This window comes from Bacteroides sp. AF39-11AC (assembly GCF_003474285.1).
In the GTDB taxonomy this organism is placed as follows: Bacteria; Bacteroidota; Bacteroidia; order Bacteroidales; family Bacteroidaceae; genus Bacteroides.
In genome coordinates this window covers 130,894-157,413 of sequence record NZ_QROH01000008.1, presented here as the reverse complement: position 1 = coordinate 157,413, position 26,520 = coordinate 130,894, and the positions used below count along the sequence as shown (strand labels likewise).

20 protein-coding genes are annotated in these 26,520 nt (G+C 42.3%); 13 read left to right on the top strand and 7 right to left on the bottom strand.

Features of this window, described 5'->3' with window-relative positions; genetic code table 11:
- Positions 1 to 43: 43 nt before the first annotated feature.
- From pheT to DW036_RS18105, 7 genes are all read left to right on the top strand, one after another.
- The gene (gene pheT / locus DW036_RS18135; protein ID WP_118465634.1) at positions 44 to 2,506 is read left to right on the top strand and encodes a phenylalanine--tRNA ligase subunit beta; all 2,463 of its coding nucleotides are present in this window, start codon (positions 44 to 46) and stop codon (positions 2,504 to 2,506) included.
- A gap of 45 nt (positions 2,507 to 2,551) precedes the next feature.
- Positions 2,552 to 3,289: a YebC/PmpR family DNA-binding transcriptional regulator gene (locus tag DW036_RS18130; protein WP_118465633.1), complete on the top strand. Its 738-nt coding sequence runs from the start codon at positions 2,552 to 2,554 to the stop codon at positions 3,287 to 3,289.
- Positions 3,289 to 3,534 carry a TIGR03905 family TSCPD domain-containing protein gene (locus tag DW036_RS18125; RefSeq protein ID WP_022391384.1) on the top strand — a complete coding sequence of 82 codons (246 nt, stop codon included), beginning with the start codon at positions 3,289 to 3,291 and terminating at the stop codon, positions 3,532 to 3,534. Before DW036_RS18130 ends, DW036_RS18125 begins: the two co-directional genes overlap by 1 nt.
- Positions 3,535 to 3,665: 131 nt before the next feature.
- Positions 3,666 to 4,928, top strand: a complete 1,263-nt coding sequence (locus DW036_RS18120) for an Nramp family divalent metal transporter (protein WP_022391383.1) — start codon at positions 3,666 to 3,668, stop codon at positions 4,926 to 4,928.
- A 17-nt stretch (positions 4,929 to 4,945) separates the two neighbouring features.
- Positions 4,946 to 5,710: an exodeoxyribonuclease III gene (locus DW036_RS18115; protein ID WP_118465632.1), complete on the top strand. Its 765-nt coding sequence runs from the start codon at positions 4,946 to 4,948 to the stop codon at positions 5,708 to 5,710.
- 15 nt (positions 5,711 to 5,725) lie between these two features.
- Positions 5,726 to 6,187 (top strand): C-GCAxxG-C-C family protein, encoded by a 462-nt coding sequence (locus DW036_RS18110; RefSeq protein ID WP_007217996.1) that lies wholly within the window; start codon positions 5,726 to 5,728, stop codon positions 6,185 to 6,187.
- Positions 6,188 to 6,398: 211 nt separating this feature from the next.
- Positions 6,399 to 6,599, top strand: a complete 201-nt coding sequence (locus DW036_RS18105) for a winged helix-turn-helix domain-containing protein (protein ID WP_007213746.1) — start codon at positions 6,399 to 6,401, stop codon at positions 6,597 to 6,599.
- 96 nt (positions 6,600 to 6,695) lie between these two features.
- Here DW036_RS18105 and pdxH read toward each other — a convergent pair whose 3' ends face one another.
- Both pdxH and DW036_RS18095 read right to left on the bottom strand, forming a co-directional pair.
- Positions 6,696 to 7,340 carry a pyridoxamine 5'-phosphate oxidase gene (gene pdxH / locus DW036_RS18100; RefSeq protein WP_118465631.1) on the bottom strand — a complete coding sequence of 215 codons (645 nt, stop codon included), beginning with the start codon at positions 7,338 to 7,340 and terminating at the stop codon, positions 6,696 to 6,698.
- A 47-nt stretch (positions 7,341 to 7,387) separates the two neighbouring features.
- Complete coding sequence (locus DW036_RS18095; RefSeq protein ID WP_118465630.1) at positions 7,388 to 8,323, bottom strand: fimbrillin family protein; 936 nt, start codon at positions 8,321 to 8,323, stop codon at positions 7,388 to 7,390.
- Between the two features lie 251 nt (positions 8,324 to 8,574).
- Between DW036_RS18095 and lepA the strand changes: the two genes are divergently transcribed.
- The 5 genes from lepA to DW036_RS18070 all read left to right on the top strand — a co-directional run bounded on the left by lepA (position 8,575) and on the right by DW036_RS18070 (position 15,482).
- Complete coding sequence (gene lepA / locus DW036_RS18090) at positions 8,575 to 10,356, top strand: translation elongation factor 4 (protein ID WP_118465629.1); 1,782 nt, start codon at positions 8,575 to 8,577, stop codon at positions 10,354 to 10,356.
- A gap of 104 nt (positions 10,357 to 10,460) precedes the next feature.
- Complete coding sequence (locus DW036_RS18085) at positions 10,461 to 11,636, top strand: sodium:proton antiporter (RefSeq protein WP_118465628.1); 1,176 nt, start codon at positions 10,461 to 10,463, stop codon at positions 11,634 to 11,636.
- A gap of 53 nt (positions 11,637 to 11,689) precedes the next feature.
- Entirely contained in the window at positions 11,690 to 13,009 is a 1,320-nt protein-coding gene (nhaA, locus tag DW036_RS18080; protein ID WP_118465627.1) for a Na+/H+ antiporter NhaA, read from the top strand.
- 383 nt (positions 13,010 to 13,392) lie between these two features.
- Positions 13,393 to 13,761, top strand: coding sequence for a BlaI/MecI/CopY family transcriptional regulator (locus DW036_RS18075; protein WP_007213754.1), 369 nt, complete (start codon positions 13,393 to 13,395; stop codon positions 13,759 to 13,761).
- A 32-nt stretch (positions 13,762 to 13,793) separates the two neighbouring features.
- Positions 13,794 to 15,482, top strand: coding sequence for a M56 family metallopeptidase (locus tag DW036_RS18070; RefSeq protein WP_118465626.1), 1,689 nt, complete (start codon positions 13,794 to 13,796; stop codon positions 15,480 to 15,482).
- A gap of 103 nt (positions 15,483 to 15,585) precedes the next feature.
- On the opposite strand, the gene xpt is transcribed toward DW036_RS18070, so the two are convergent.
- The 5 genes from xpt to DW036_RS18045 all read right to left on the bottom strand — a co-directional run bounded on the left by xpt (position 15,586) and on the right by DW036_RS18045 (position 23,147).
- Positions 15,586 to 16,152 (bottom strand): xanthine phosphoribosyltransferase, encoded by a 567-nt coding sequence (xpt, locus tag DW036_RS18065; protein WP_118465625.1) that lies wholly within the window; start codon positions 16,150 to 16,152, stop codon positions 15,586 to 15,588.
- A 26-nt stretch (positions 16,153 to 16,178) separates the two neighbouring features.
- Positions 16,179 to 17,528 carry a DNA recombination protein RmuC gene (gene rmuC / locus DW036_RS18060; protein WP_118465624.1) on the bottom strand — a complete coding sequence of 450 codons (1,350 nt, stop codon included), beginning with the start codon at positions 17,526 to 17,528 and terminating at the stop codon, positions 16,179 to 16,181.
- Positions 17,529 to 17,530: 2 nt separating this feature from the next.
- Entirely contained in the window at positions 17,531 to 18,385 is an 855-nt protein-coding gene (gene map, locus DW036_RS18055) for a type I methionyl aminopeptidase (RefSeq protein WP_118465623.1), read from the bottom strand.
- A 101-nt stretch (positions 18,386 to 18,486) separates the two neighbouring features.
- On the bottom strand, positions 18,487 to 21,906 hold the full coding sequence (locus tag DW036_RS18050) for an AAA family ATPase (protein WP_118465622.1): 3,420 nt from the start codon (positions 21,904 to 21,906) through the stop codon (positions 18,487 to 18,489).
- Between the two features lie 23 nt (positions 21,907 to 21,929).
- Positions 21,930 to 23,147, bottom strand: a complete 1,218-nt coding sequence (locus DW036_RS18045) for an exonuclease SbcCD subunit D (RefSeq protein WP_118465621.1) — start codon at positions 23,145 to 23,147, stop codon at positions 21,930 to 21,932.
- 195 nt (positions 23,148 to 23,342) lie between these two features.
- On the opposite strand from DW036_RS18045, the gene DW036_RS18040 reads away from it, so the two are divergent.
- A complete protein-coding gene (locus DW036_RS18040) occupies positions 23,343 to 26,480 on the top strand; it encodes an ATP-binding protein (RefSeq protein ID WP_118465620.1) in 3,138 nt (1,045 codons plus the stop codon).
- Positions 26,481 to 26,520 lie beyond the last annotated feature (40 nt).

Below are 26,520 nucleotides of genomic sequence, written 5' to 3'. Positions count from 1 at the left end.
TAATTTTGCGGGTCACTTTTGGAAACAATAAAAAATTAATGATATGAATATCTCTTATAATTGGTTGAAAGAGTATGTCGATTTCGATTTGACACCGGAAGAAGTTGCGGCTGCATTGACTTCTATAGGTCTGGAAACAGGTAGTGTAGAAGAAGTGCAAACAATTAAAGGCGGACTGGAAGGTCTCGTGATAGGTGAAGTGTTGACATGCGTTCCTCATCCGAATTCAGACCACATGCATGTGACTACTGTAAATTTGGGACAGGGAGAACCTGTACAGATAGTGTGCGGTGCACCGAATGTGGCTGCCGGTCAGAAAGTGGTAATTGCTACTTTGGGTACAAAACTCTATGACGGGGATGAATGTTTTACGATTAAAAAGTCAAAACTCCGTGGTGTTGAGTCCAACGGCATGATTTGTGCTGAAGATGAAATAGGTATCGGTACGGATCATGCAGGTATCATCGTTCTGCCCGCTGATGCAGTTCCGGGGACTCTTGCCAAAGATTATTATAACATAAAGAGCGACTATGTGCTGGAAGTGGATATCACTCCGAATCGTGCCGATGCTTGTTCGCATTATGGTGTAGCTCGTGACTTGTATGCTTATCTGGTGCAAAATAACAAACCGACTTCTCTGAAGAGACCGTCTGTAGATACTTTCTCCGTTGAAAATAATGATTTGGATATCAAAGTTACAGTTGAAAACAGTGAGGCTTGCCCTCGCTATGCCGGTGTAACAGTGAAAGGCGTAACGGTTAAAGAAAGTCCGGAATGGTTGCAGAATAAACTCCGTATCATCGGACTGCGTCCTATCAATAATGTAGTAGATATCACAAATTACATTGTTCATGCATTCGGTCAACCGTTGCACTGCTTTGATGCGGATAAAATTAAAGGTGGTGAAGTTGTAGTGAAGACGATGCCTGAAGGTACTCCGTTTGTTACATTGGATGGCGTGGAACGTAAATTATCCGATCGCGACCTGATGATTTGTGACAAGGAAAAACCGATGTGTATTGCCGGTGTATTCGGTGGTTTGGATTCCGGTTCTACGGAAACTACCCAAGATGTCTTTCTGGAGAGTGCTTATTTCCATCCGACATGGGTTCGTAAGACAGCTCGTCGTCATGGGCTGAATACAGATGCTTCTTTCCGCTTTGAAAGAGGCATTGATCCTAATATCACTATTTATTGCCTGAAACTGGCTGCCATGATGGTGAAAGAACTGGCCGGCGGTACTATTTCTTCTGAAATAAAGGATGTTTGTGCTGCTCCTGCTCAGGATTTCATCGTAGAATTATCTTATGAGAAGGTGCATTCGTTGGTAGGTAAAGTGATTCCGGTGGGGACAATCAAGAGCATTGTTACCAGTCTGGAGATGAAAATAATCAATGAGACAACAGAAGGATTGACTTTGGCGGTTCCCCCTTATCGTGTAGACGTGCAACGCGATTGTGATGTTATTGAAGATATCCTCCGTATTTATGGATATAATAATGTAGAAATACCGTCTACGCTGAAGTCTAGCTTGACTACGAAGGGCGAACATGATAAGTCTAACAAGCTGCAGAATCTGGTAGCTGAACAGTTGGTTGGTTGTGGCTTCAATGAGATTCTGAATAACTCTCTGACACGTGCCGGCTATTATGACGGTATGGAAACTTATCCTTCCAAAAATCTGGTAATGTTACTGAACCCGTTGAGCACAGATCTGAATGCAATGCGTCAGACTTTGTTGTTCGGGGGGCTGGAAAGTATCTCTCATAACGCCAACCGTAAGAATGCCGACTTGAAATTCTTCGAATTCGGAAATTGCTATTATTTCGATGCAGAAAAGAAGAACCCCGAAAAGTCGTTAGCTGCTTATACAGAGAATTATCATCTCGGATTGTGGGTAACGGGTAAGAAAGTATCCAACTCTTGGGCACATGCTGATGAAGAAAGTTCTGTATATGAATTGAAAGCTTACGTAGAAAATATTTTCCTCCGTTTAGGGTTGAATATGAGAAATCTGGTAGTCGGTAATCTGGTGGACGATATTTATGCTACTGCCTTGTCTGTACAGACTAAAGGTGGAAAGCGTCTTGCTACATTCGGTATTGTAACGAAGAAGATTCTCAAAGCTTTCGATATTGATAATGAAGTATATTACGCTGATCTGAACTGGAAAGAGTTGATGAAAGCTATCCGTTCTGTAAAGATCAGCTATACGGAAATCTCCAAATTCCCGGCTGTGAAGCGTGACCTTGCCTTGTTGATCGATAAGAAGGTGCAGTTTGCGGAGATAGAAAAGATTGCTTATGAAACTGAGAAGAAGTTACTGAAAGAAGTATCTCTTTTCGATGTTTATGAAGGCAAGAATCTTGAGGCCGGCAAAAAATCGTATGCTGTCAGCTTCCTGTTGCAGGATGAAACGCAGACACTGAACGATAAGATGATCGATAAGATCATGTCGAAACTCGTGAAGAATCTGGAAGATAAGTTGGATGCAAGACTTCGCTAATTGATAGTTAAACAATTAATAATTAAACATTAAAATATAATTCCAATGGGAAGAGCATTTGAATATAGAAAAGCTGCCAAATTGAAAAGATGGGGTCACATGGCAAAGACCTTTACAAGACTGGGTAAACAAATTGCTATTGCAGTAAAGGCTGGTGGCCCGGAACCGGAAAATAATCCGACTTTGCGTTCGGTTATCGCTACTTGTAAGCGTGAGAATATGCCGAAGGATAACATTGACCGTGCTATCAAGAATGCAATGGGTAAGGACCAGAGCGATTATAAAGGAATGACTTATGAAGGATACGGTCCTCATGGTATTGCTGTATTTGTAGATACATTGACTGACAATACTACCCGTACAGTTGCCGATGTACGTTCCGTATTCAATAAGTTTGGTGGAAATCTGGGTACTATGGGGTCATTGGCTTTCCTGTTCGACCATAAATGTATGTTTACTTTCAAGAAGAAAGACGGCATAGATATGGAAGAACTCATCCTTGACCTGATTGACTACGATGTAGATGATGAGTTTGAAGAGGATGAAGAAGAAGGGACAGTCACTATCTATGGCGATCCGAAGAGCTATGCGGCTATCCAGAAACATTTGGAGGAATGTGGTTTTGAGGATGTCGGTGGTGAATTTACTTATATCCCGAACGATACGAAGGAGGTAACTCCCGAGCAACGTGAGACTCTTGACAAGATGATAGAGCGTCTTGAAGAATTTGATGATGTACAAACGGTTTATACCAACATGAAACCGGAGGGAAGTGAAGAGTAATGAAGTATACTTATAAGACTCAAGGTACATGTAGTTCTCACATTGAATTGGAAATAGAAGATAATATAATAACAGATATCGCGTTTTGGGGAGGTTGTAACGGTAATTTACAAGGTCTTTCCCGTTTGGTAAAGGGAATGCCGGTAAATGATGTGATTTCCCGTCTGGAAGGGATTCGTTGTGGAAGACGTTCGACTTCTTGTCCGGATCAGTTATGTAGGGCACTGCATGAAATGGGATTCTAACTAAATCCCTGTACTTTAAAAAATATAGGTTGGCCCTCGGTATTGCACAATGCCGGGGGCTTCTTTTTTGAACAGAAAGTGTGGCTTGCTTGTTATTATTTCGTATTTTTACGCCATAAAAAGAACGAACAATGAAAAATATTCTGAAAGACTTGAAACGTAGGGACCACAAGCGGTATTTGGGGGGGCTGGACGTTTTTAAATATATTGGTCCCGGACTCCTTGTTACAGTAGGTTTTATTGATCCCGGAAACTGGGCTTCTAATTTTGCAGCGGGTTCCGAATTTGGATATTCCCTGCTTTGGGTGGTAACTTTATCTACGATCATGTTGATTGTATTGCAACATAATGTGGCTCACTTGGGGATTGTTACAGGTTTATGCTTGTCGGAAGCTGCTACGAAATATACTCCTAAATGGGTTTCTCGTCCTATTCTGGGCACTGCGGTGCTGGCATCCATATCGACTTCCCTTGCCGAGATACTGGGAGGAGCAATTGCCCTGGAAATGCTTTTTGATATTCCCATTATATGGGGAGCTATATTGACAACCGTCTTTGTCGTCATCATGCTTTTTACGAACTCATATAAGAAGATAGAGCGTTCCATCATCGCGTTTGTTTCAGTTATTGGGTTATCCTTTATTTATGAGTTGTTCCTGGTGAAGATTGACTGGCCATTGGCTGTAGAAGGATGGGTGACACCTGCTTTTCCGGAAGGAAGTATGCTGATTATTATGAGTGTGCTGGGAGCAGTGGTAATGCCACATAATTTATTCCTGCATTCGGAAGTAATACAGAGCCATGAGTATAATAAGCAAGATGACAGTTCTATTCGTAAGGTTTTGAAGTATGAGTTGTTTGATACGCTTTTCTCCATGATTGTGGGATGGGCTATCAATAGTGCTATGATATTGCTGGCTGCTGCTACTTTCTTTAAAAGTGGTATTCAGGTTGAAGAACTGCAACAGGCAAAGTCTTTGTTGGAACCTTTACTTGGAAGTAGCGCTGCAGTTGTGTTTGCTTTGGCCTTGTTGATGGCAGGTATTTCATCTACCATTACAAGTGGTATGGCGGCAGGTTCTATTTTTGCCGGTATCTTTGGAGAATCCTATCATATCAAGGATAGCCACTCTCAGGTGGGCGTAATCCTTTCATTGGGCATTGCGTTGTTGCTGATATTCTTCATCGGTGATCCTTTCAAAGGATTGTTGATTTCGCAAATGGTGCTTAGTATTCAGTTGCCATTTACTGTTTTCCTGCAAGTGGGACTGACGTCTTCGCGTAAAGTAATGGGGCAGTATGTTAATAGTAAGTGGAGTAGTTTTGTACTCTATGCTATTGCGGGAATCGTTACCGTATTGAATATTATGTTGCTGATATCTGAACTAGTATAAACCAAATAAACGATCATATGAAAATTATTACATATAATGTAAACGGGCTGCGTGCAGCTGTTAGTAAAGGTTTACCGGAATGGCTGGAACAGGAACAAGCTGATGTAGTATGCATTCAGGAAACCAAATTGCAACCGGACCAATATCCGGAAGAAGCATTGAGTGCATTGGGGTATAAGCATTATCTCTATTCTGCGCAGAAGAAGGGGTATAGCGGAGTTGCCATCTTGACTAAAAGAGAGCCGGACCATGTGGAATATGGCATGGGGATAGAAGAATATGACAATGAAGGCCGTTTTATCCGTGCCGATTTTGGCGATATATCCGTCGTAAGTGTTTATCATCCTTCAGGAACGAGTGGTGACGAACGCCAGGCATTTAAGATGGTGTGGTTGGAGAAGTTCCAGGAGTACGTGACGGAGCTGCGAAAATCACGTCCGAAACTTATACTTTGCGGAGATTATAATATCTGCCATGAACCGATAGATATTCATGATCCTATTCGTAACGCTACTAATAGTGGTTTCTTGCCCGAAGAACGGGAATGGATGACGCGTTTTCTGAATGCCGGTTTTATCGATACTTTCCGTGTGTTGCATCCCGAACAGCAGGAATATACGTGGTGGAGTTATCGTTTCAACTCCCGCGCAAAGAATAAAGGATGGCGTATTGATTATTGTATGGTGACCGAACCTGTTCGCCCGTTACTGAAAGAGGCGCGTATTCTGAATGATGCTGTACATTCTGATCATTGTCCCATGTTGTTGGATATAGAAGGCTAAAAAAAGGATAGGGTAATGTTTGAAGAAAGAATAGAGAAAGCGGTAGAGTTTTTTAAGAGTGGTTATAATTGCTCCCAGTCTGTGGTGCTTGCTTTTGCCGACATGTATGGATTTACGCAAGAACAGGCGGCGCGTATGGCAGCTTCCTTCGGTGGAGGTATCGGGCGTATGCGTCAGACTTGTGGCGCTGCATGCGGTATGTTTCTGCTTGCCGGACTGGAAACCGGAGCGACTGATCCCAAAGATCGTGAAGGAAAAGGGGCCAATTATGCAGTAGTACAGGAATTGGCTGCCGAGTTTAAGAAACGGAACGGCTCTACAATTTGTGCTGAATTATTGGGGTTGAAGAAGCCGGAAGGAGTGTCTACTCCCGAAGAACGCACCGACCAATATTATGCTAAACGTCCGTGTGTCAGGATGGTGGAAGAAGCTGCCCGCATTTGGGCGGAATATCTTGAAAACAGACCGTCTATTTAATGTAAACAAACCATCAGTTTCGATTGAATGAATCATTCTTTTTGGTCTGACCTGCTGAAAAAATGCTCTTTTTATGACATATAACATAAAAAAACAGATAATAATGTGTTATATAACATAAATATAACTATCTTTGCCGCTGAAATAAAATCTGAACCTCACCAATGAGAGAATTTAGATTAAAGCATGTATAACTAAAAACAAAAAGAAAATGTTAAAAGAAAAAGCTGGTGAAACTGCAGGAAAAATTTGGAGTGCTCTGAATGAGACTGAAGGTTTAACTGCTAAACAAATCAAGAAAGCAACTAAGTTGGTAGACAAAGATTTGTTCTTGGGCCTTGGCTGGTTGTTGAGAGAAGACAAGATTTCGACTCAGGAAGTAGAAGGCGAACTGTTTGTTAAGTTGGTTTAAGAGAGAGTGACATTTATCTTATAAAAAGAAGCGTTGGTACATTTATATGTTATCAACGCTTCTTTTTATGTTCTATTCCATTGGTGAGAGAGAGGTCTAGGGAGCCAGTCTTTCCTGTTTCCAGCTACCATCTTTCTGAAGTATATACTGAATGCGGTCGTGCAGGCGGCTTTCCCGTCCCTGCCAGAATTCAAAGCGGGTAGGAGTTACGGCAAAACCACCCCAGTTGTCGGGACGGCTGATTTCATGTCCCGCCAGTTTGAAGACCTCTTTTACGAAAGCTCGCATAATCTCCATACGGCTACTTATCACCTGGCTTTGCGGAGATATTCTTGCCCCTATCTTGCTTTTATAGGGTCTGCTGGAAAAGTAAGTGTCCGACACTTTGCCGGGGCACTTTTCGGCTTTGCCTTCAATGTGTACCTGCCTTTCCAATTTGTGCCATACAAAAGAGAAGGAAATATATGGGTTGCCAGCCAATTGTCTCCCTTTCCGGCTTTCATAATTAGTAAAGAATATAAATTTGTTGTTTTCCACTCCTTTCAGCAGAACGGTGCGTGTAGAGGGATGTCCTTCGGCCGAAACAGTTGCTACTATCATGGCGGTGGGCTCGTCCGCATTGTGGGCAATGGCATCATTCAACCATTCTTCGAATTGCTCAAAAGGATTGTCATTGATAGTACATTGTCTCAATTTACCTTTGGTATACTCTTTTCTGATCTCGGATATTTTAGTTTCCATATTTTCTACTTTGTTGTTGTATTTGGGGGATGCAAGAGTGATCCCTATTATTTCTGTGTCGGATAAAGCGGATTGCCGGATTCATCTACTTCGGTCCAGTCTTTGATGCTGACATTGGGGAACGATACGGAATTTCCGTCTATGATGGCACTGAAGACGTACGAAAATCCTCCTGCCAGTTTACCCGGAATGGGAATGCCTACGGTATAGGTACGCGGAGTCGTTTCTCCGTCTGCCAATATCTTTAATGTCAAAGACATGGGGCTTGTAGCTTTTGTCGGTAGGACGATGGCCTGCGTGAGAAAACCGTTTTTCCCCATAGTGAGCGGAGTGGTATCATAGGTAAAGGTGGATTCAATAATTCCGGTCTGTATATCGAGAGTGGCCCCCGGGGTGGGTGGAAGTATGCTTGCTGAAATCAGGCTGTCCAGTTTTATACCGTCGCCGGCTGACAAATCAACTACAACCTGAGTGGCGACATGTTGGAATACAATGGGCATATGGATTTGTGACGTTGTGACGTCCTGATCCAGATTTTCCCACCATAGGTAGTCAATACCATTCTTTAGCGGAGCGGATATTCCATCTATCAGGTCTGGAGGATAAACGGATGAGTTTTCAGAAAACGCATACATATTATATGATCCGTTACTCAAATACATTTTATATCCTTTCAATCCGGTCAATACACCTGCGGAAGCGGTTGAATACAAACCTTCGGCAAAAGGGGCATCGAAATTCCTGTCTGTAGTTTCAAAGGCATAAATCTGACTTACCAGACCTTTAGGCATGGGCGACATGGATCTGGTTACTTTACGACTTTCGAGTGAAGCGGAAAAGGTGATGAGCGCATCTTCTTTCTCTGGAGGCTGATTGTTGTCGGATTCATTGTTTTCGGGCGATGAGCCATAAATGATTATCTCATTCTTGGAGCATCCGGCCAATAATAGGAGGGAACACGCAAAAATAATAAATTCTTTCATTTCAGTTATTCAGTTTAGGTTATTATGCATACATAACAGTGGGATGATAGAATAGTTTTAGGATATATAGACATTTACGACCTTGGATATTAAATAAATCACTTTCAAAACCTCATATTTTTCATTATCTTTGCGCCCGCAAAAGGAGGCGAGCCCGTTGCGAGATATTACCATTTTGTTTTGCGACTGTACTACGAGTTATTCAGCCTCATTTTGTAATATACTTATTTATAGATAGATAATTGTAGAAAATGAAGAATATACGTAACTTTTGCATTATTGCCCACATTGATCATGGTAAGTCTACTTTAGCTGACCGTCTGCTTGAATTTACCAACACCATACAAGTGACCGGAGGACAGATGCTGGATGATATGGATCTGGAAAAAGAGAGAGGTATCACCATTAAGAGCCATGCTATTCAGATGGAGTATACGTACAAAGGTGAAAAGTATGTTCTGAATCTGATTGATACTCCGGGACACGTAGACTTTTCGTATGAAGTTTCCCGTTCTATTGCTGCTTGTGAAGGTGCGTTGCTGATTGTAGATGCTTCGCAAGGTGTACAGGCACAAACGATTTCCAATCTTTATATGGCAATAGAGCATGATCTGGAAATTATTCCGGTTATCAATAAGTGCGATATGGCGAGTGCCATGCCCGAAGAAGTGGAAGACGAAATTGTAGAGTTGCTTGGTTGCAAACGTAGTGAGATCATCCGTGCTTCCGGTAAGACGGGTATGGGCGTAGAAGAAATTCTGGCTGCGGTTATTGAGCGTATTCCCCATCCTAAAGGAGACGAGGAAGCACCTTTGCAGGCTTTGATCTTCGACTCCGTATTCAATTCTTTCCGTGGTATCATCGCTTACTTCAAGATTGTGAACGGAGTGATCCGTAAGGGAGATAAGGTGAAATTCTTCAATACCGGTAAAGAATATGATGCCGATGAAATCGGTGTGCTCAAGATGGAAATGGTGGCGCGTCAGGAACTGCGTACTGGTGACGTGGGATACATTATTTCCGGCATTAAAACCTCTAAAGAGGTAAAGGTGGGAGATACGATTACCCACATTGCCCGTCCGTGTAAAGAAGCTATTGCAGGTTTCGAGGAAGTGAAGCCGATGGTTTTTGCCGGTGTGTACCCCATTGAGGCGGAAGACTTTGAAGACTTGCGTTCTTCTTTGGAAAAGCTGCAATTGAACGATGCATCACTGACTTTCCAGCCCGAATCTTCATTGGCACTGGGCTTTGGATTCCGTTGCGGATTTCTGGGACTGTTGCACATGGAGATTGTGCAGGAGCGTCTTGATCGTGAATTCGACATGAACGTGATAACTACTGTACCGAACGTTTCTTATAATATTTACGACAAACAAGGGCATATGACAGAGGTGCATAACCCTGGAAGTATGCCCGATCCTACTCTGATCGATCACATTGAGGAGCCTTATATCCGTGCTTCCGTTATCACAACTACAGATTATATCGGTCCCATCATGACCTTGTGTCTGGGTAAACGCGGTGAACTGGTGAAGCAGGAATATATTTCCGGCAATCGTGTGGAGATCTATTATGACATGCCTTTGGGAGAAATTGTGATTGACTTTTATGATAAGTTGAAAAGTATCTCGAAAGGATATGCTTCTTTTGATTACCATGCCAGCGGTTTCCGCCCGTCCAAGTTGGTAAAACTGGACATTTTGCTGAACGGCGAACCGGTGGACGCTCTTTCAACACTGACACATTTCGACAATGCTTATGATTTGGGACGCCGAATGTGCGAGAAGTTGAAAGACCTGATTCCGAGACAGCAATTTGATATTGCTATCCAAGCGGCTATCGGAGCTAAAATCATTTCTCGTGAGACGATTAAGGCGGTGCGCAAAGATGTTACGGCGAAGTGCTACGGTGGCGACGTCAGCCGTAAGAGAAAGTTGCTGGAGAAGCAGAAAAAAGGAAAGAAACGTATGAAACAGATTGGTAATGTGGAAGTGCCGCAGAAAGCGTTCCTTGCGGTGTTGAAATTAGATTAATATAAAAAAGTATAAAAGCTGATTCATATTAGTCCGGGGATTGTTCTCTTTCTGTAGGACTGTCTTGACAATCCCTTTGTTTTGAAATTTCTAACTAATAATAAATGAGAAAAGTTCTATCGTTTTCGGCCTTCCTGGTGGTAGGCCTCTTTATAGCGCAATATCTGCCTGCATGGTCAGGAAGTGATTATGGTACGGTGAAAACTGTATCAAATGTGTTGCTGTATATTTGCCTGGGATTCATTATGATTAATGTGGGACGTGAGTTCGAAGTGGACAAGTCCCGATGGCAAACATACGCAAAAGATTATTTCGTTGCTATGGCTACGGCCGCCATGCCTTGGTTTCTGATCGCTATTTATTATATTTTCGTTTTACTTCCGCCGGAATACTGGAATAGTTGGGAGGCATGGAAAGAAAACCTGTTACTGAGTCGTTTTGCGGCTCCTACTTCCGCAGGTATACTATTTACTATGTTGGCTGCCATCGGACTGAAGTCCAGCTGGATCTACAAGAAGATTCAGGTGCTGGCCATCTTTGATGACCTGGATACGATCCTTTTAATGATTCCTTTGCAAATTATGATGATCGGGCCGCGCTGGCAGTTGCTGGTTATTATCCTTATTGTCTTTCTGTTGCTTTCCTTCGGTTGGAAGAAGTTGAGCAAATACAATATGCGGCAGGATTGGAAAGCCATTCTGTTTTATTCCGTTCTGGTGTTTGCTGCCACTCAATCGCTTTATCTTATTACAAAGAACTTATATGGAGAAGATGCCAGCATTCATATTGAAGTCCTGCTTCCGGCATTCATTTTGGGTATGGTTATGAAGCATAAAGATATTGATACGGCTTGGGAACGTAAAGCTTCAACCGGAATTTCATTCATCTTCATGTTCCTGGTTGGTATGAGTATGCCTCCGCTTCAGGGAATCAGTCTTCCTGGTGATACGGGGCTGGCCTCAGTAACCGGTTCGCAGGAAATGATGCCTTGGGCACTAATTATTGTACATGTGGTTATTGTATCGTTACTTTCCAATGTCGGTAAGCTGTTCCCGGTATTCTTCTACCGCGACCGTAAATTGAGCGAACGTCTGGCACTTTCCATTGGTATGTTTACCCGTGGTGAGGTAGGGGCAGGAGTTATTTTCATTGCGTTGGGTTACAATCTGGGTGGCCCGGCATTAGTAATTTCTGTGCTTACTATTGTATTAAATTTAATATTAACAGGTATATTTGTGCTCTGGGTTAAAAAACTGGCGTTAATGAGCTATCAGGAGTAGCTTATTAACCGTGTCAGGCATCCCTTTGCAAACCTAATACTTAAATCGAACATATGATTATTTTACGTACTGTGAGAAACTTTTCGGCACTGAATGTGGTGGCGAGTATTTTATTATTCCTGACGGCTATTCTGGCAGCTATTGTTGCCAATTCTTCATTAGCTCCTGTTTATCAGAGCTTCCTGTCGCAGGAGTTGCATTTGCGTATTGGTGATTTTAACTTGCTTTCGCATGGCGGTCATAATCTGACGATGATTGAATTTATCAATGACTGTCTGATGACAATCTTCTTTTTAGCCGTGGGATTAGAGATAAAGCGCGAGTTACTGGTAGGAGAATTGTCCTCTTTCAGGAAAGCTATTCTGCCGTTCATCGCAGCATGTGGAGGAATGATATTTCCGGTTTTGGTTTATTCATTTCTGGTAACTCCCGGTACTCCTGAAACGCAAGGTATGGCTATCCCTATGGCTACGGACATTGCCTTCTCATTGGGAGTGCTTAGTCTGCTGGGTAAACGCGTACCATTAAGCCTGAAGATTTTCCTGACTGCTTTTGCTGTAGTAGATGATATTGGTGGTATTTTGGTGATTGCCATTTTTTATAGTTCCGAAGTTGCTTACGGTTATTTGATTGTAGCCGCCATACTTTATGCATTCTTATATTATATGGGAAAGTTTGGTATGACGCAGAAGATCTTCTTTCTTTTCTTCGGTATTATTATTTGGTATTTATTCTTGCAATCCGGCATCCACAGTACAATATCCGGTGTGATACTTGCATTTGTGATCCCCGCCCGTCCACGACTGGATGCGGGTAAATATATCCGGCGTATCCGGGCTATTATCAGTTCTTTCCCGGTGGTACAGTCTGATAACATTGTGTTGACAAACGAACAGATTGCTACATTGAAGCAAGTGGAGCGGGCTTCGGATCGTGTGATAAGCCCTTTACAATCTTTGGAGGATAACTTGCATGGAGCTGTGAATTTTGTCATTCTTCCTTTGTTTGCTTTTGCCAATGCAGGAGTCGTTTTTAGCGATGGCGGAGAAGTTATAGGGAATGTAGGTCTTGCTGTTGGTTTAGGTCTCCTTTTGGGTAAGTTCTTGGGTATTTATCTCTTCACCTGGCTGGCTATTAAAAGCGGACTTACCCGTATGCCCGAAGGCATGAACTGGAAGAATATTGCGGGAGTATCGTTGTTGGGTGGCATTGGATTTACAGTATCATTGTTCATATCCAATCTTTCTTTCTCCGGTGCTTATCCGGAATTGCTGAACCAAGCTAAATTCGGTGTGTTGTGTGGTACCATTATTGCCGGAATACTGGGATATGTGGTACTGAACCAGGTATTGCCGAAGAAAAAGAAAGCATAAATAAGAGTATGAAACCTATCCTCGTATTGCAAAAGAAGTTTCATTGCTTGAAACCATTAGTTCCAAGCAATGAAACTCTCTGTTTCAAGGCATGAAACTTCCAGTTCCAAGCGGTGAAACACTTTGTTTCAAATGATGAAACACTTTGTTTCTTGCAATGAACTTACATTAATGACTGAATGTATTTAATTCCTTTTAAACTGCAAATACTCCTTGCCCTTATACTTCTTCTCTTTTTCTATATATAATAGGTGTATTGACTACCTACTAATAATATTAGTTAAACTACTTCTTTTGTTAGTTTAATAACTAATAATATTAGTTGTTTGTTTAAAACTAATTCCTATCTTTGCACTGTTCACTCAAGTAAACTTGAAAATATTATGAAACGATTGACTGCTAAAGAAGAGGAAATCATGCAAATGTTTTGGGAGCATGGTCCGATGTTTGTTCGTGAATTGCTGGCTTTTTATGAAGAGCCGAAACCTCATTATAATACTGTATCTACCTTAGTTAGAGGATTAGAGGAAAAAGGCTTTGTGAAATACAAGGCCTATGGTAACACATATCAGTACTATGCTGCTGTTTCCGACAAAGAATATAAGCGTTCTGCACTGAATGATGTCGTAGCCCAATACTATAATAACTCTTATACCAATGTTGTATCTACATTTATTGAAGAAGAAGGTATGTCTGTAGACGAATTAAAAGCGCTGATAGCAGAGATCGAAAGCAAAAAGTCGAACAGATAGAAATAGAGTTATACTCGGCAAATAAATAGATCATGGGAACTATATTGTTTTATATATTTGAGTCTACCTTATGCCTGACAATCCTGTACTTTCTGTTCAGATTGTTTTTCAGGAAAGATACGCTGTTCCGTACGAACCGTTTTTTGTTGCTGGCGGGAACGATGGCGTGTATGTTACTTCCATTGCTGCAAATAGATGTTCCTCAATATACAACTTTGCAGCTGCCAATAATTACTGTAAGACATTTATTGACAGAGAAGGAAGTAAGTGCTCAAATGGAAGGAGGAACTGGTGAAAAACATTTGTCCGAAGAAACAAGTCTTTTGATGGCAGAAAAAGGGGAGAGGATAGAGGGAGGTCGTGCGAATGTGATTCATGTTATTCCTGTGATCTGGCTGTTGGGCGGTTGTTATTTTATCGGAGCTTTGATAGTGCTTGCTTTCCTCTTGCTTTCTACCATCCGTATGCGCCGGCTTATCCGGAGCTATCCTGCCTGTAATTGCGGGAAATATAAGTTGGTCATCTGTCCGGAGAAGATGGTCTCTTTCAGTTGGGGGCATACAATTGTCCTGTCACAGGAGGATTACGAACGGAATCCCGGAGAAATCCTGTTGCATGAGCAAATGCACCTGCAACATAAGCATACATTGGATTTACTTTGGATGGAATGTATCGTTGTATTCCATTGGTTCAATCCTGCCGCATGGCTCCTGATGCGTGAACTTCGTGAAGTGCATGAATACGAAGCCGATAACGGCGTTATTAATAATGGCATTGATGCAACAGAATATCAACTCTTGCTGGTGAAGAAGTCCGTGGGCACAAGGCTCTACTCTATGGCTTGCGGGTTCAATCACAGCAAACTTAAAAATCGTATCACAATGATGTTAAAAAGAAGAACAAACAATTGGGCACACTTGAAGCTATTGCTTTTTGTGCCTGTAGCTGCCGGAGCGCTTTATGCTTTTGCGCAACCGGAAGTTAAAAAGACAGTGGGACAGGTGATAAACAACCCTGTAAGTGTGAAACTAGATTCAGTCCAGGAGGGTGAATTGCAACAGTTGGAGGCTTTTTTCGAGCGTAAAGCAAACGACGCTATGGGCGGAAAGAAGGAGTATAGGCCCGAGAAGCCAATGCGGATTTGCAGCTTTTTTGTGAATATGAATAATAAGATGATGCTGGATCAGGAATTGATTAAGGAATATGATGTAGAAACCTTGTCGAGCCGATTTACCAATTTATTGATGAAGTCATACAAGGAAGCTGTAAAGAAAGATGAGAATCAGCTGCTTGTGCTATCTGTGATATATGACCGTGGTTCGTCATCCACCGCTATCACTTCTTACCTGCGCACCATAAAAGAGGCTTATCTACAAGTTCGTGGAGAAATTTCCGGAGACTTAGGTGGAGTTTCCGAAGCTCGTTTGGATAGTTTGCTTCCTATATTCGTTTCTTTTAGAGAACCTAAGATTTACAGTTCTAAATATAAGACGGCTTCGGATATATTTTTACCCATAGAAGTATCTTTGTATCCGAAAGGAGGTACAAGCTCAGTGATAAAGCATCCTTCTCTTCAGGAATTGGAATTGAAGCTAAAGGATTACCAAACGATTGCCAACAGCGATGGATTATCAGTGGGACTGAAGTTTGATAAAGATGTTACTATGGGAATCGTGGAAGATGTGAAAGAAGTTATTCGGACAACTTTATCCCATAAATAATGCTTTACTGAATAAAAACATATACTCGGATTATAACGAAACAGCCGGCTTGTTAATTCATAAACAAGCCGGCTGTAAGTTTATAGATGTACGATAAATACTTTTATCTGATTTTAATTTCGCAATTGTCAAGGCTCTCGATGATCGCCAGAGACTCCACATGAATACCTTGCCCACGAAGTTCGTCACCTCCATGCTGAAAGGCTTTTTCTATGATGAAGCCCATGCCCACCAGTTCGGCCCCGGCCTGTTTCACAAGTTCCATGATACCTTTGGCAGCATTTCCGTTGGCCAGGAAATCATCGATGAAAAGTACCCGGTCGCCCGGACGGAGAAAGTCTTTACTGACACATACATCATAAGAGCGTTGCTTGGTGAAAGAATAGACAGAAGTAACCAGCATGTTCTCCATTGTACTCGGCTTTTTCTTTTTTGCAAAGACTACGGGTAATTCCAATAAATAACCTACCATAATGGCGGGAGCGATACCGCTGGCTTCTACCGTGATAATTTTGTTGATAGGGGTGGAGGCAAAGCGTCTGACGAACTCCACACCGATGGATTTCATCAGGATAGGGTCCATCTGGTGGTTGATGAAGTTATCTACTTTCAGTATGCCTCCGGGGTAGCATCTTCCATCTTTCAGGATACGGTCTTTTAGGATTTTCATGTTTTATATATCTTAATTTGGATTGTCTATTTGTCCTGTCCGTTTTCTTCCTCCTCCGTTTCCTCTTCTTTGGGCAGCAGTCTTGCTGATATTCGCTTTTTAGGAGTCAGACTCATATTACGCAGCAGTTCGGCCTGTCTTATCACACTGCCGTTGCCATCCGAAAGCTGGTTATAAGCCTTGTCATAATCTCTTTGCAGTCCGCTCAGATTGTCACCGATGCGCAGGAATGTATCTGTAAATCCGGCAATCTTTTCGTAAAGCAATGTACCTCGTTTGATAATATCCTGCACATTCTTTACTTGATTTTCCCGTTTCCAGAGATCGAGGGAAAGGCGGAGCGCACTGATCAGATTGGTAGGACTCATCAATACCACCTTTTTATTATAGGCATATTCCCATAGGTTGGTATCCGCTTTGATAGCCGTCAGGTAGGCAGCTTCGGTAGGGATAAACATCATCACAAAGTCCGGCGCTTTTGCATCATAATGCGAATAATCCTTCTGACTGAGTTCATCCACATGTGCCCGTACCGATTGTAGATGTGCTTTCAGCCAGCGAGCCTCTTCCTCTTTGTTTTCAGCGGAATTGTAGGCGGCATAGGCAGTCAGGGATACCTTAGAGTCGATAATCATTTCCCGCTCATCCGGGTACCTGACAATAATATCTGGCTGCATTCTCTGACCGCTTTCTTCGTTGGTCAGCATTTCACCCTGTTCGTTTTTCAGGAATTCCTGGCGGAAATAATGTTCGCCTTCTATCAGGCCGGAAGCTTGCAGCAGTCGTTCCAGTATCATTTCTCCCCAGTTGCCCTGTATCTTGGAATCACCTTTTAGCGCACGGGTCAGGTTGTTGGCATCTTCGCTGATCCGGTTGTTCAGTTCTACCAAGTCTTTGATGCGTTCTTCCAGCGAGAAACGTTGTTTCGACTCTTTGTCATATACTTGTTCTACCTTTTCCCGGAAATCTTTCAGGTTTTCCCCCAGTGGGCGGAGTAAATTGCTGAGATGCTCCGAATTCAGCTTGGTGAAGTCTTCTGTCTTGCTTTTGAAAATGCGGTTGGAGAGATTCTCAAACTCCGTGCTCATGCGTTTGTGCAAGGCTTCTGCTTCTTCAGTTTGCAATTTCAGGCGTTCTTCCCATTGCTTCTGCTGCTCTGCCAGTCTCAGGTTGAAAGATTTTTCCTGCTCCGCTAGGCGCTCGGCTGTGATGGTTTTCTCACGTGCAATCCGTTCTTCTACCGTACGGTTCAGCAGTTCTTCCCGTTCGCGGGTGGCTTGCAATTGTGCTGATAATGCGGCACTTTTTCGTCCGGCTATCAGATACCCTACGCCGACACCTACTATAAGGCCGATAATTAGAAAAACAATATCCATGTTTACTCAGTCAATATCTCGTTGCCGTTTTCGGTAATCAGAAGCATACTTTCCCATTGTGCCGAGGGCAGTCCGTCGTCTGTGCAGACGGTCCATCCGTCCGCTTCGTCAATAAAGACTTCGTAAGTTCCCATATTGATCATCGGTTCGATGGTGAATGTCATTCCCGGAACGATAAGCATACCTGTGCCGCGCTTGCCGAAGTGCTCAACGTCCGGTTCTTCATGGAACTTGATTCCTACGCCGTGTCCGCACAGGTCGCGTACTACACTGTATCCGTTTTTCTCCGCATGTTCCTGAATGGCTGCACCGACGTCTCCAAGCCGTGCCCACGGTTGTGCTGTCTGTACGCCTATGTCACGGCATTCCTTTGCCACCTGTACCAGGCGTTGCATTTCCGGCTTCACTTCTCCAATCATATACATTCGTGACGCATCCGAGAAATATCCTTTATAAATAGTGGAAACGTCCACATTCACAATATCTCCGCTGCGCAGGAACTCTTTCGTGCTTGGGATGCCATGACATACCACGTCATTGATACTTGTACATACACTTTTGGGGAAACCTTCGTACATGAAAGGGGCAGGTATTGCATCATGATCCGTTGTAAATTCATAGACCATGTGGTCAATTTCCGCGGTGGACATTCCTTCGCGGATGTTTGCAGAAATGTAATCCAGCAGTGCGGTGTTGATTTTGGCACTTTCGCGGATACCCTCCAGTTGTTCTTCAGTGCGCAATAAGTGGCGCGACGGTAGTTTATAACCTTCCTTTTTATAGTGTTGAATCTTCGCTTCTACTTCGTCGGAATAGTTTTTAGGAGCAAACCGGACTCCTTTTATGAACTTTTTCATTGTCTTTTTCTATTAATAGTTGCTACAAAAGTACACAATAATATAGTGTACTTGTACTTGTAGGCACAGAAAATCGTTCCTTTCTTTGTCACAATACCTATTTATAGGGTCCTCACTGTGCTGATCTCACTTCTTGAATTATCGATTCGCTTTACCTGAATTTGGGTTTTGATCCGCTCGCGCAGTCCTTCTACATGGCTGATGATACCCACTTTCTTGCCGCCCATCTGGTGCAGTTTCTCCAGTGTGTCCATTACTGTGTTCAGATAATCACTGCTCAGGGTTCCGAATCCTTCATCAATGAACAATGTATCTACAGACAGGCTGTGCCGGCTGAGTGAAGACAAACCGAGTGCCAATGACAAAGAAACCAGAAAACTCTCTCCACCGGACAGTGTACAAGCTGGACGTGGTGTGCCTCCCTGATAAAAATCGCGCAGTAGGATAGTGAGTGAACCTGCTTGGCATTCCAATTCGTAGCGTTTGGTGAGATGTTGCAGGTAGAAATTTGCTCCATTGAGCAGTTCTTTCAGTACAAAACTTTGTGCGATGTTTCGGAAATTCTTTCCTTTCTCGTCACCAAAGTGATGGCAAAGACGGTCCCATTTCAAATACACTTCCCGCAATTCGTCCGCACGTTTCTTCTCGTCCTTTATCCGGGCGATGTTCTTAGTGTTTTCTTCCAATTGGATTTTTAGCCGTATGAGGGCCTGATTGCTTACTGCAATTTTCTCATCTAAAGCTATGATAAGGCTGTCCAGACTTTCAAGGTTTTCTTCCTCTTCCATTTCCGGTTTTTTGCTTTGGTGTTCTTCCAGTTGTCCGGTTGTTAGTTTGAAAGCTGTTTGTGTGGCTACTTCTTCTTCTTTAAGCCTTTGTTGACCGGTACGCAAGTTCTCTATTTGCTCGCTATAGTAGGAGGAAAGAGCAACGAGGCGTGCTTCGTTCATATCCGGATGTATAGTATAGAACGCTGTAAGGTTGGCTTGCAGCTCGTCGATGTTCTTTCGGACAGATGAGATGTTTTGTTTCAATCCGCTGACTTCGGAGTTCAGGGTATTCCATGCCATTCCCAGATTTTTGATTTCCATCTTTTCCTCTATTGGCAGTTTTTTCCATTCGGGAAATGCTGTGTAGATCAGATCCTGCGTTGCTGATATACTGTCCAGCTCTTTCTTTATGAGGGAAATGGTTGCTTTTAATTCCGATTGCCTGTTCTGTGCCAGTTTATAATGTACTGTAGACTTTTGTAAGCGTTCGATAAATGAGGTAGGAGCAGTATTCCATTCTGTTTGCCATCCTTTCCAAAGAATAAGTGGGCTGACACGTTCCAGTGTGGTGCGAATGATATCCTTTTCACTTTCGGTTAGCGAATGTTTATTAGTGATATCATTTTTTAGTTTCGTCAGATTCTTGTCAGCAGTATCGAAAGCATTTCGGGCGGTCTCCACTACTTTCTGATGTCCATCCTTTAAGTGCTGCAATCGGGAGATATTGTTGGAGAGGATTTGTACTTCGTTCAACCTGGCATTGATGTCTTCAAGGTGCTGTTTATTTTCTTGAATTTGTCTTTCCAGGATATCTCTGGTATTATTTGAGATTATTAGAATATTACACTGACGGCATGTTTCTTCAGCTTCAGTTTGAATAAATTCATATCCTTTCCGGGCTTTATCTGTTGCCAGACGACTCCCTGCTATCATATCCTCATAAGTTTTGGTCTCCGTCCGGTTACTATTCAAAGTTTGTTCTGCTTCCTTGTATTCTTTCTCTTTTGTCTCCAGCGATTGCTGGATAGGGGCAAGTACAGACTGAAAATCTTCATCCTTGCTGAGTGATTCTATCTTTTGGCCACATACCGGACACATATCTCCTACAGAAAGACGGGCACGGGCTTCTTGTGCCCACTCTTCCACAGCTTCTTTTTGTTTGTTGTAGAGCATTTTTATCTCATCGTAGGCTTTCTTTTTAGTGTCGAACCTATTTCCCAGTTCTTTGTGTTGGCTTTTGCTGGTTTGCAGCTTTATTTCCAGAGATTTCAGGCTTTCTTCTGCTATGTTCAAGGCTGCTTTTTTCTCTCCTAATAGTATCAGGGTATTTTGAGCTTTTAGCAACTTTTCCTTAGCCGTTTCCAATACATTCTTCTTTTCCTGTAGGACATTTCGATTCATGGATTCAAGCCGGGCATTCAATAAGTTTATCTCTTGCTGCTTAATCTGATTTTCTTCATTTTTCCGGTTGAAGTCATTTTCCTTATTCGTGCGTTCCTGCTCCCGGACAGGCTGCTGCCGGGACAATTCTGCTATTTGTTTTTCGTAGGCAGCGATGCGTGAGCGAGCAGAAAGCACAGCATTCAGGTCTGTAACGATGGATTGACTTTGCTCGAACATAGGTAGGAGCGGGGCGTGAGTTTGCAGATACTCTTCGGCAAGTATTAGTTTAGCTTGCAATTCTTTCAGATTTTCCTTCAACCAGGAACAGCCACTACTGAGGTAGATGAAACTCTTTTTCAACTTCTCAGTTTGCTCTCTGTCTTTTTCCTGTTGCTGTTGTTGCTGTTTGAGAGAAAATAACCAGTTACGGGCATCTGCAGTATTATTCCAGTCTTTTATCAATAGTTCTTTCTGCAGGAAGTCATCCGATTGCAATTGTTCCTTTTTCGTTTCCCAGTTCTTTTGTTGGTTTTCTTGAGTGAGGATCAGTTCTGCAAACCGCTTCAGCCAGTCACGTTTCAAGACTGCTGTATTCTTTTGTACGGTATTTCCATTGATATCAGCATTTAGTGTAGTTGTAGTTTCGGAGATTTCGTTTATCTCTTCATCAGTCAGCACATGGATACCTTCCAGTTTTTGGTTCTGATTCTCATATTCTATGCGTTTCTCTTTGGTGATGGCGTAAATCTTTGCACCTATTTCAGAATAGATTCCGGTACCTGTCAGTTTCTCCAGGATATCCGATTTTTCACTCTCCTTACTCTGAAGAAATTTGGTGAAATCTCCCTGTGCCAGGAGAGTAGTACGGCAGAATTGTTCAAAACTTAACCCTATAGCTGCTTGTATTTCGGCCTTTATTTCATTTTTCTTAGTGATTTGGAGATTCGTTTTCCGATTCTCTAATGTCCACTTTGCATCTTGAATGGCACCCGATGCTTTTCGGTGTGCACGGGCTACGTACCATTTGGCAGTATAAGGTATCTCGTTTGAACCGGTGAACTCCAGTTCCGTCCACGCCTCGTTAGTATTTCTGCGCATCAATTGGCGGCTGTCGTTTATTGATACATCCTCCTTTTTAGAAGAAAAAGTTTGCCCTATGTCCCGATACTTTTCGTTTTCTGCCCGTTCCATGCGCGGCGTTTCATTGTAGAGTGCCAGGCAAATGGCATCGAGTAATGTAGTTTTGCCGGCACCTGTCTCCCCACAAATCAGAAACAGGGATTCTTCGCTCAGTGGTCCATTCTCAAAGTCAATCACAGCATCTTCTATAGATGCCAGATTTTTGATAGTCAGTTTTTGAAGTTTCATGATTCACTACAGATTATAGGGAATTAATGCAGAATGCTTTTCTCTTTTACCTTTTGTACGACGCTATTCATCAGTTCGCAGAGTTCTTCATCCATTTCTTCTCCTTCTGTTTCCTGAAAATAAAGTTTTGCTATTTCCAATGGGGACATTTCCTGCATTTCCTGAATAGAGATATGCCTGGTTTCATCATCTGAAGTGTGCTTCTCCCGATTGGGTTTGATATAGCAGAATTTGCAGTTTTTCCCTTTTACCGCGCTCGATGCCCGTTCGTTGCAGTCGGGCGCCAGATAATCTTTTATCAGAACATTCAGGCGGATATAAGCCGGTTTGTCATCCGGGTATTCCTCCAGCAGTTTTATAGCTTCTTCAAAATCTACTGCTTCCTTGGGTAGCGTGATGAGTGGCATCGGATTCTCTATTTCAATTGTTTTGATCTGAGGTGCTTTTTCTCCTTGTATTTCAACAATGGAAACAGAATGTGGATAAGCCTCGTCGAAGCTGACAGGCAGGGGAGCGCCACAATATCGTGCACAATACCTGCTTCCTTTAATGTTCTGTGGGCAATGGATGTGACCGAGTGCCAGATAATCGTATCCTTCGCCCATTGCACTGATAGGGACATATTCTATTCCGCCTACGGTTTCGTCATGCCCGGTTTGGTCGCTGCCTTCTATGGAAAGGTGTGCCATCAATACAACAGGTAGTCTTTCCGCATTCATTTTTTCTACTTCGTCCTGCAATGCCTGAAAAAAGCGTGCTTGCCGTTCTTCGCGGGGTGTTTCTGTGTCCAGTATCGGGAAGTTTTGCGGATAGACGTGAGGTACGGCGATAATATATCCTTTTAGTATTCCTCTGTCGTTTTTCACTTCCACGATATGTTTTTCCAGATTGACTTCTTCCTGGTTTCGTTCTATGTTTCCTACTACCTTTACACCGAAATGGTTCCACAGGCTACTGTCTATCTCTAATTTAGAACTGCTGTCGTGGTTTCCGGCAGTTACTACAATTGTCATTCCGGGGTATGCCCTGTGAATTTCGAGCATACCGTCTGTGTACATCTTCTGGGTACTTGCCGATGGGGTGGAGTAGTGGTAGATGTCTCCGCTGACTACCATTGCATCCGGCATTTCTTCTGCCACAATGCGGGTTAGTTGTTTCAGGAATGCTTGTTGCTCGCGACTGCGGTCATAGTTGTATAGTGTATGTCCCAGATGCCAGTCGCTGGTATGAAGTATTTTCATGATTTTACTGTTTTCTGTTCTCAAAAGTACGTAGAATATGGAAGATACGCAATTCTCTTTAAAAATCTCTTTACTAAAAACTGGGAATTCTCTGATTTTTAATTAGTTTTGCAATCTAAATCTCTCTATGATGTAGGCCTTTTGTTCCTTGTGTGGTAAAGAATGGATACACTTGTAGACTAAACTGTAATTTCGATGAAATATTTGCAAATAATAATCAGAGTGTTTATTATATTAGTTGTTTTTCTTTCGAATGCTGTTAATGTATTTGGTGAAGTCTCCTCAACATTTAAACCCGGAAATGAAGATAGAATATTGATTCTCAATTCATACAGTGGATCTTCCCGTTGGAGTAACGATTTTATTATCCCCATTTATAATTCTTATCAACATAAAAACTCTCCGTATGTAGTGGATGTGGAACATATGGGCGGGCAATTTATGCATCTGCAAAATACGGAAGATTTATCAGAATACAAAGAAAACCTTTTTGGAAAATATGCAGACAATCCTCCGAAACTCTTGGTCCTCTTGGGTAGTGCCTCCTGGGGCTTGCTGAAAGAGAGTATAGAAAAGCAATGGAAAGATGTTCCCATTATTCTCTGCACCGAGACGGATTATGTAGGTCCACAAGAGGCCTATTTGCATAGGCGAGCTATTGCGGCGGAAGAGAGAACACCTCTGACAGATTATCGAGGCAACCTGTCGCTGACCGTGTTTCATGTGCCTGCCTATCTTAAAGAAACTGTTCTGTTGATGCAGAATCTGATGCCTGAAATGGATGAACTTATCTTCTTGTCGGATGCCCGTTACATAAGTGCTCAGTTTCGCTCGGATTTAAAAGAGATTGTGAATAAAGACTTTCCGGAGTTTGAAATAAAAGATTATGTTGCCGGTGAAATGACTACCGATGAATTGGCTGATTCACTGGCTCATGCAGAGGAGAATAGTGGTGTTCTCTTTTGCTCATGGTATCAGGAAAATGCTCAAAAAGGGAATGCTGTATTGACCAATAATATTTCCAGAATCCTCAGCTATTATTCTTCTTCACCTATTTTTTCATTAGACAATACCGGATTGCAACGGAATGGTTTGGTAGGCGGTTACTTTTTGGATGAGAAGACAATCGGAAGGAAAATTACAGAAATAACTGCCGGCGTTTTAGCTGATAACAACGTGAAAGGTGTTCGTATGGTGAATTGTGGAACTCCCACTCCTATGTTCAACTATTATGATCTTACAGAAGCCGGATTGTCACCTAAGTTGTGCCCTCCTAATTCTGTTTTTTATATGATGCCTCCTTCTTTCTGGGAGCAACACAAATATAGTGTCATTTTGGGAATTACCACAATTTTGATTTTGTTTATGTGGATGTGGTTGTGGTGGTTGTATAAGAGCAGAAGAAAGCAAGCCGAACAGATAAAGTTGATGACCAGCTATCATAGTTTGTTTGAGAATATGCCCATAGTTTATTTGAAGCAACAGCTGGTTTATGATTCTGCCGGAAAGATTGTAGACTACATCACAGTGGAAGCAAATCCCCGTTTCGAGAAATACTTCAAATCTATGGGGGAGGTCATTGGTAAAAGAGGAAGTGAAGCAGATCCGAAAGGTTTTGAAAGGATGTGTCACCTCTATAGTATGGTCAACTCTACTCAGAAGGAACTTTCATATCAATACTATTACGAAAATATAGGTAATTATTTCAATGTAATTCTGACACCCTCTAAGCATAAGGGATACGTTGATGTATTCTGTGTGGACAATACCGAGTTAGCCGAGACACAACAGATGTTACGATCTGCTAATCATAAATTATCAATGTCGCTGGACGTGGCTAATATTGTTCCCTGGAAATGGGATTTGGAGAAAGGTACTATGCTTTGTGACGTAAACCGCCCGGTAGAGCTTAGCCATGATGATAGCATGATGAACGAGGAACAACTTTCCGTACCCGATTATCAATATTTTGCCAAAATTTGCAAGGAAGACAGAGACCGAGTAAAGAGGGCTTATAAGGAGTTGACGGAAGGTAATGTTTCTAAGATCAGAGAAGAATATCGCGTGATAGTTCGTAAGAATGGAATATCGCGTTATGAATGGGTTGAGGCTCAGGCCACTGTGGATAAGAGGGATGAAAAAGGTAATCCGATAACTTTGGTTGGTTCTTCTCTCGTGATAACCGGACGAAAGAAAATGGAAGAAGATCTGATTATAGCAAAGGAGAAAGCTGAAGAATCAAATCGTCTGAAGTCTGCTTTCCTAGCCAATATGAGTCATGAAATACGTACTCCACTCAATGCTATTGTCGGATTTTCCAGTATCTTGGCAGATACGGAAGAGCAGGAGGAGAAAGAAGAGTATATCAATATTATTGAGAATAATAATACGCTATTGTTGCAACTGGTCGGAGACATCCTGGAGCTTTCCAAGATTGAGTCCGGAACATTGGAATTTGTTTTTTCCGATTTAGATCTGAATGCATTGTTTAAGGAGATAGAAGAATTTGCCCAACTTCGTCAGAAGAATGAAGCTGTCCCCATCCGATATGTACCGGAAATGCCGGACTGTACTGTAAATATCGAGAGGAACAGGCTGACGCAGGTTATGACGAATATGCTTAATAATGCTATGAAGTTTACTTATAGTGGAAGCGTCACTTTCGGTTATCGACTGAAGGATACTGATTTCCTTTATTTTTATGTTACGGATACGGGATGTGGAATTGAAGAGGATAAGAAAGATACTGTTTTTGGTCGTTTTGTGAAACTCGATTCTTTTTCTCAAGGTACAGGATTGGGACTGTCTATCTGCCAGAGTGTTGTCGAAAATTTGGGTGGTAACGTAGGCGTTGAATCTGAACCTGGCAAGGGCTCCACTTTCTGGTTTACTCTTCCTTATCATCCTGTGGAACTCAAGTCGACGAGAGAACAGAAAGAGCACCGGTTAAGTAAAGTAGAGAAGCTCACCGTTTTAATAGCTGAAGATAATGAAAGCAATTTCTTGTTATTTGAATCTATTCTGAAACGTAAATATAACATTCTTCATGCTTGGGATGGAGAAGAGGCGGTAGAATTGTTTAAGAAATACAATCCTCATTTGATATTGATGGATATCAATATGCCTAAAAAAACGGGCTACGAGGCTACACAGATCATACGTGAAATATCACCGACAGTTCCTATCATGGCAGTAACGGCTTATGTCTATGCAGAAGATGAGGAGCGCATCCTGAATAGTGGTTTCGATGCGTATACTTCTAAACCTATCAATGCACAGAAATTGCAGAGTGATATTGTAGATTTGCTTAAAAAGCAGTTGATCTTCATGTAATCTTATTCCGAAATTGAGCATAAAAAAGAGCTGTACTGTA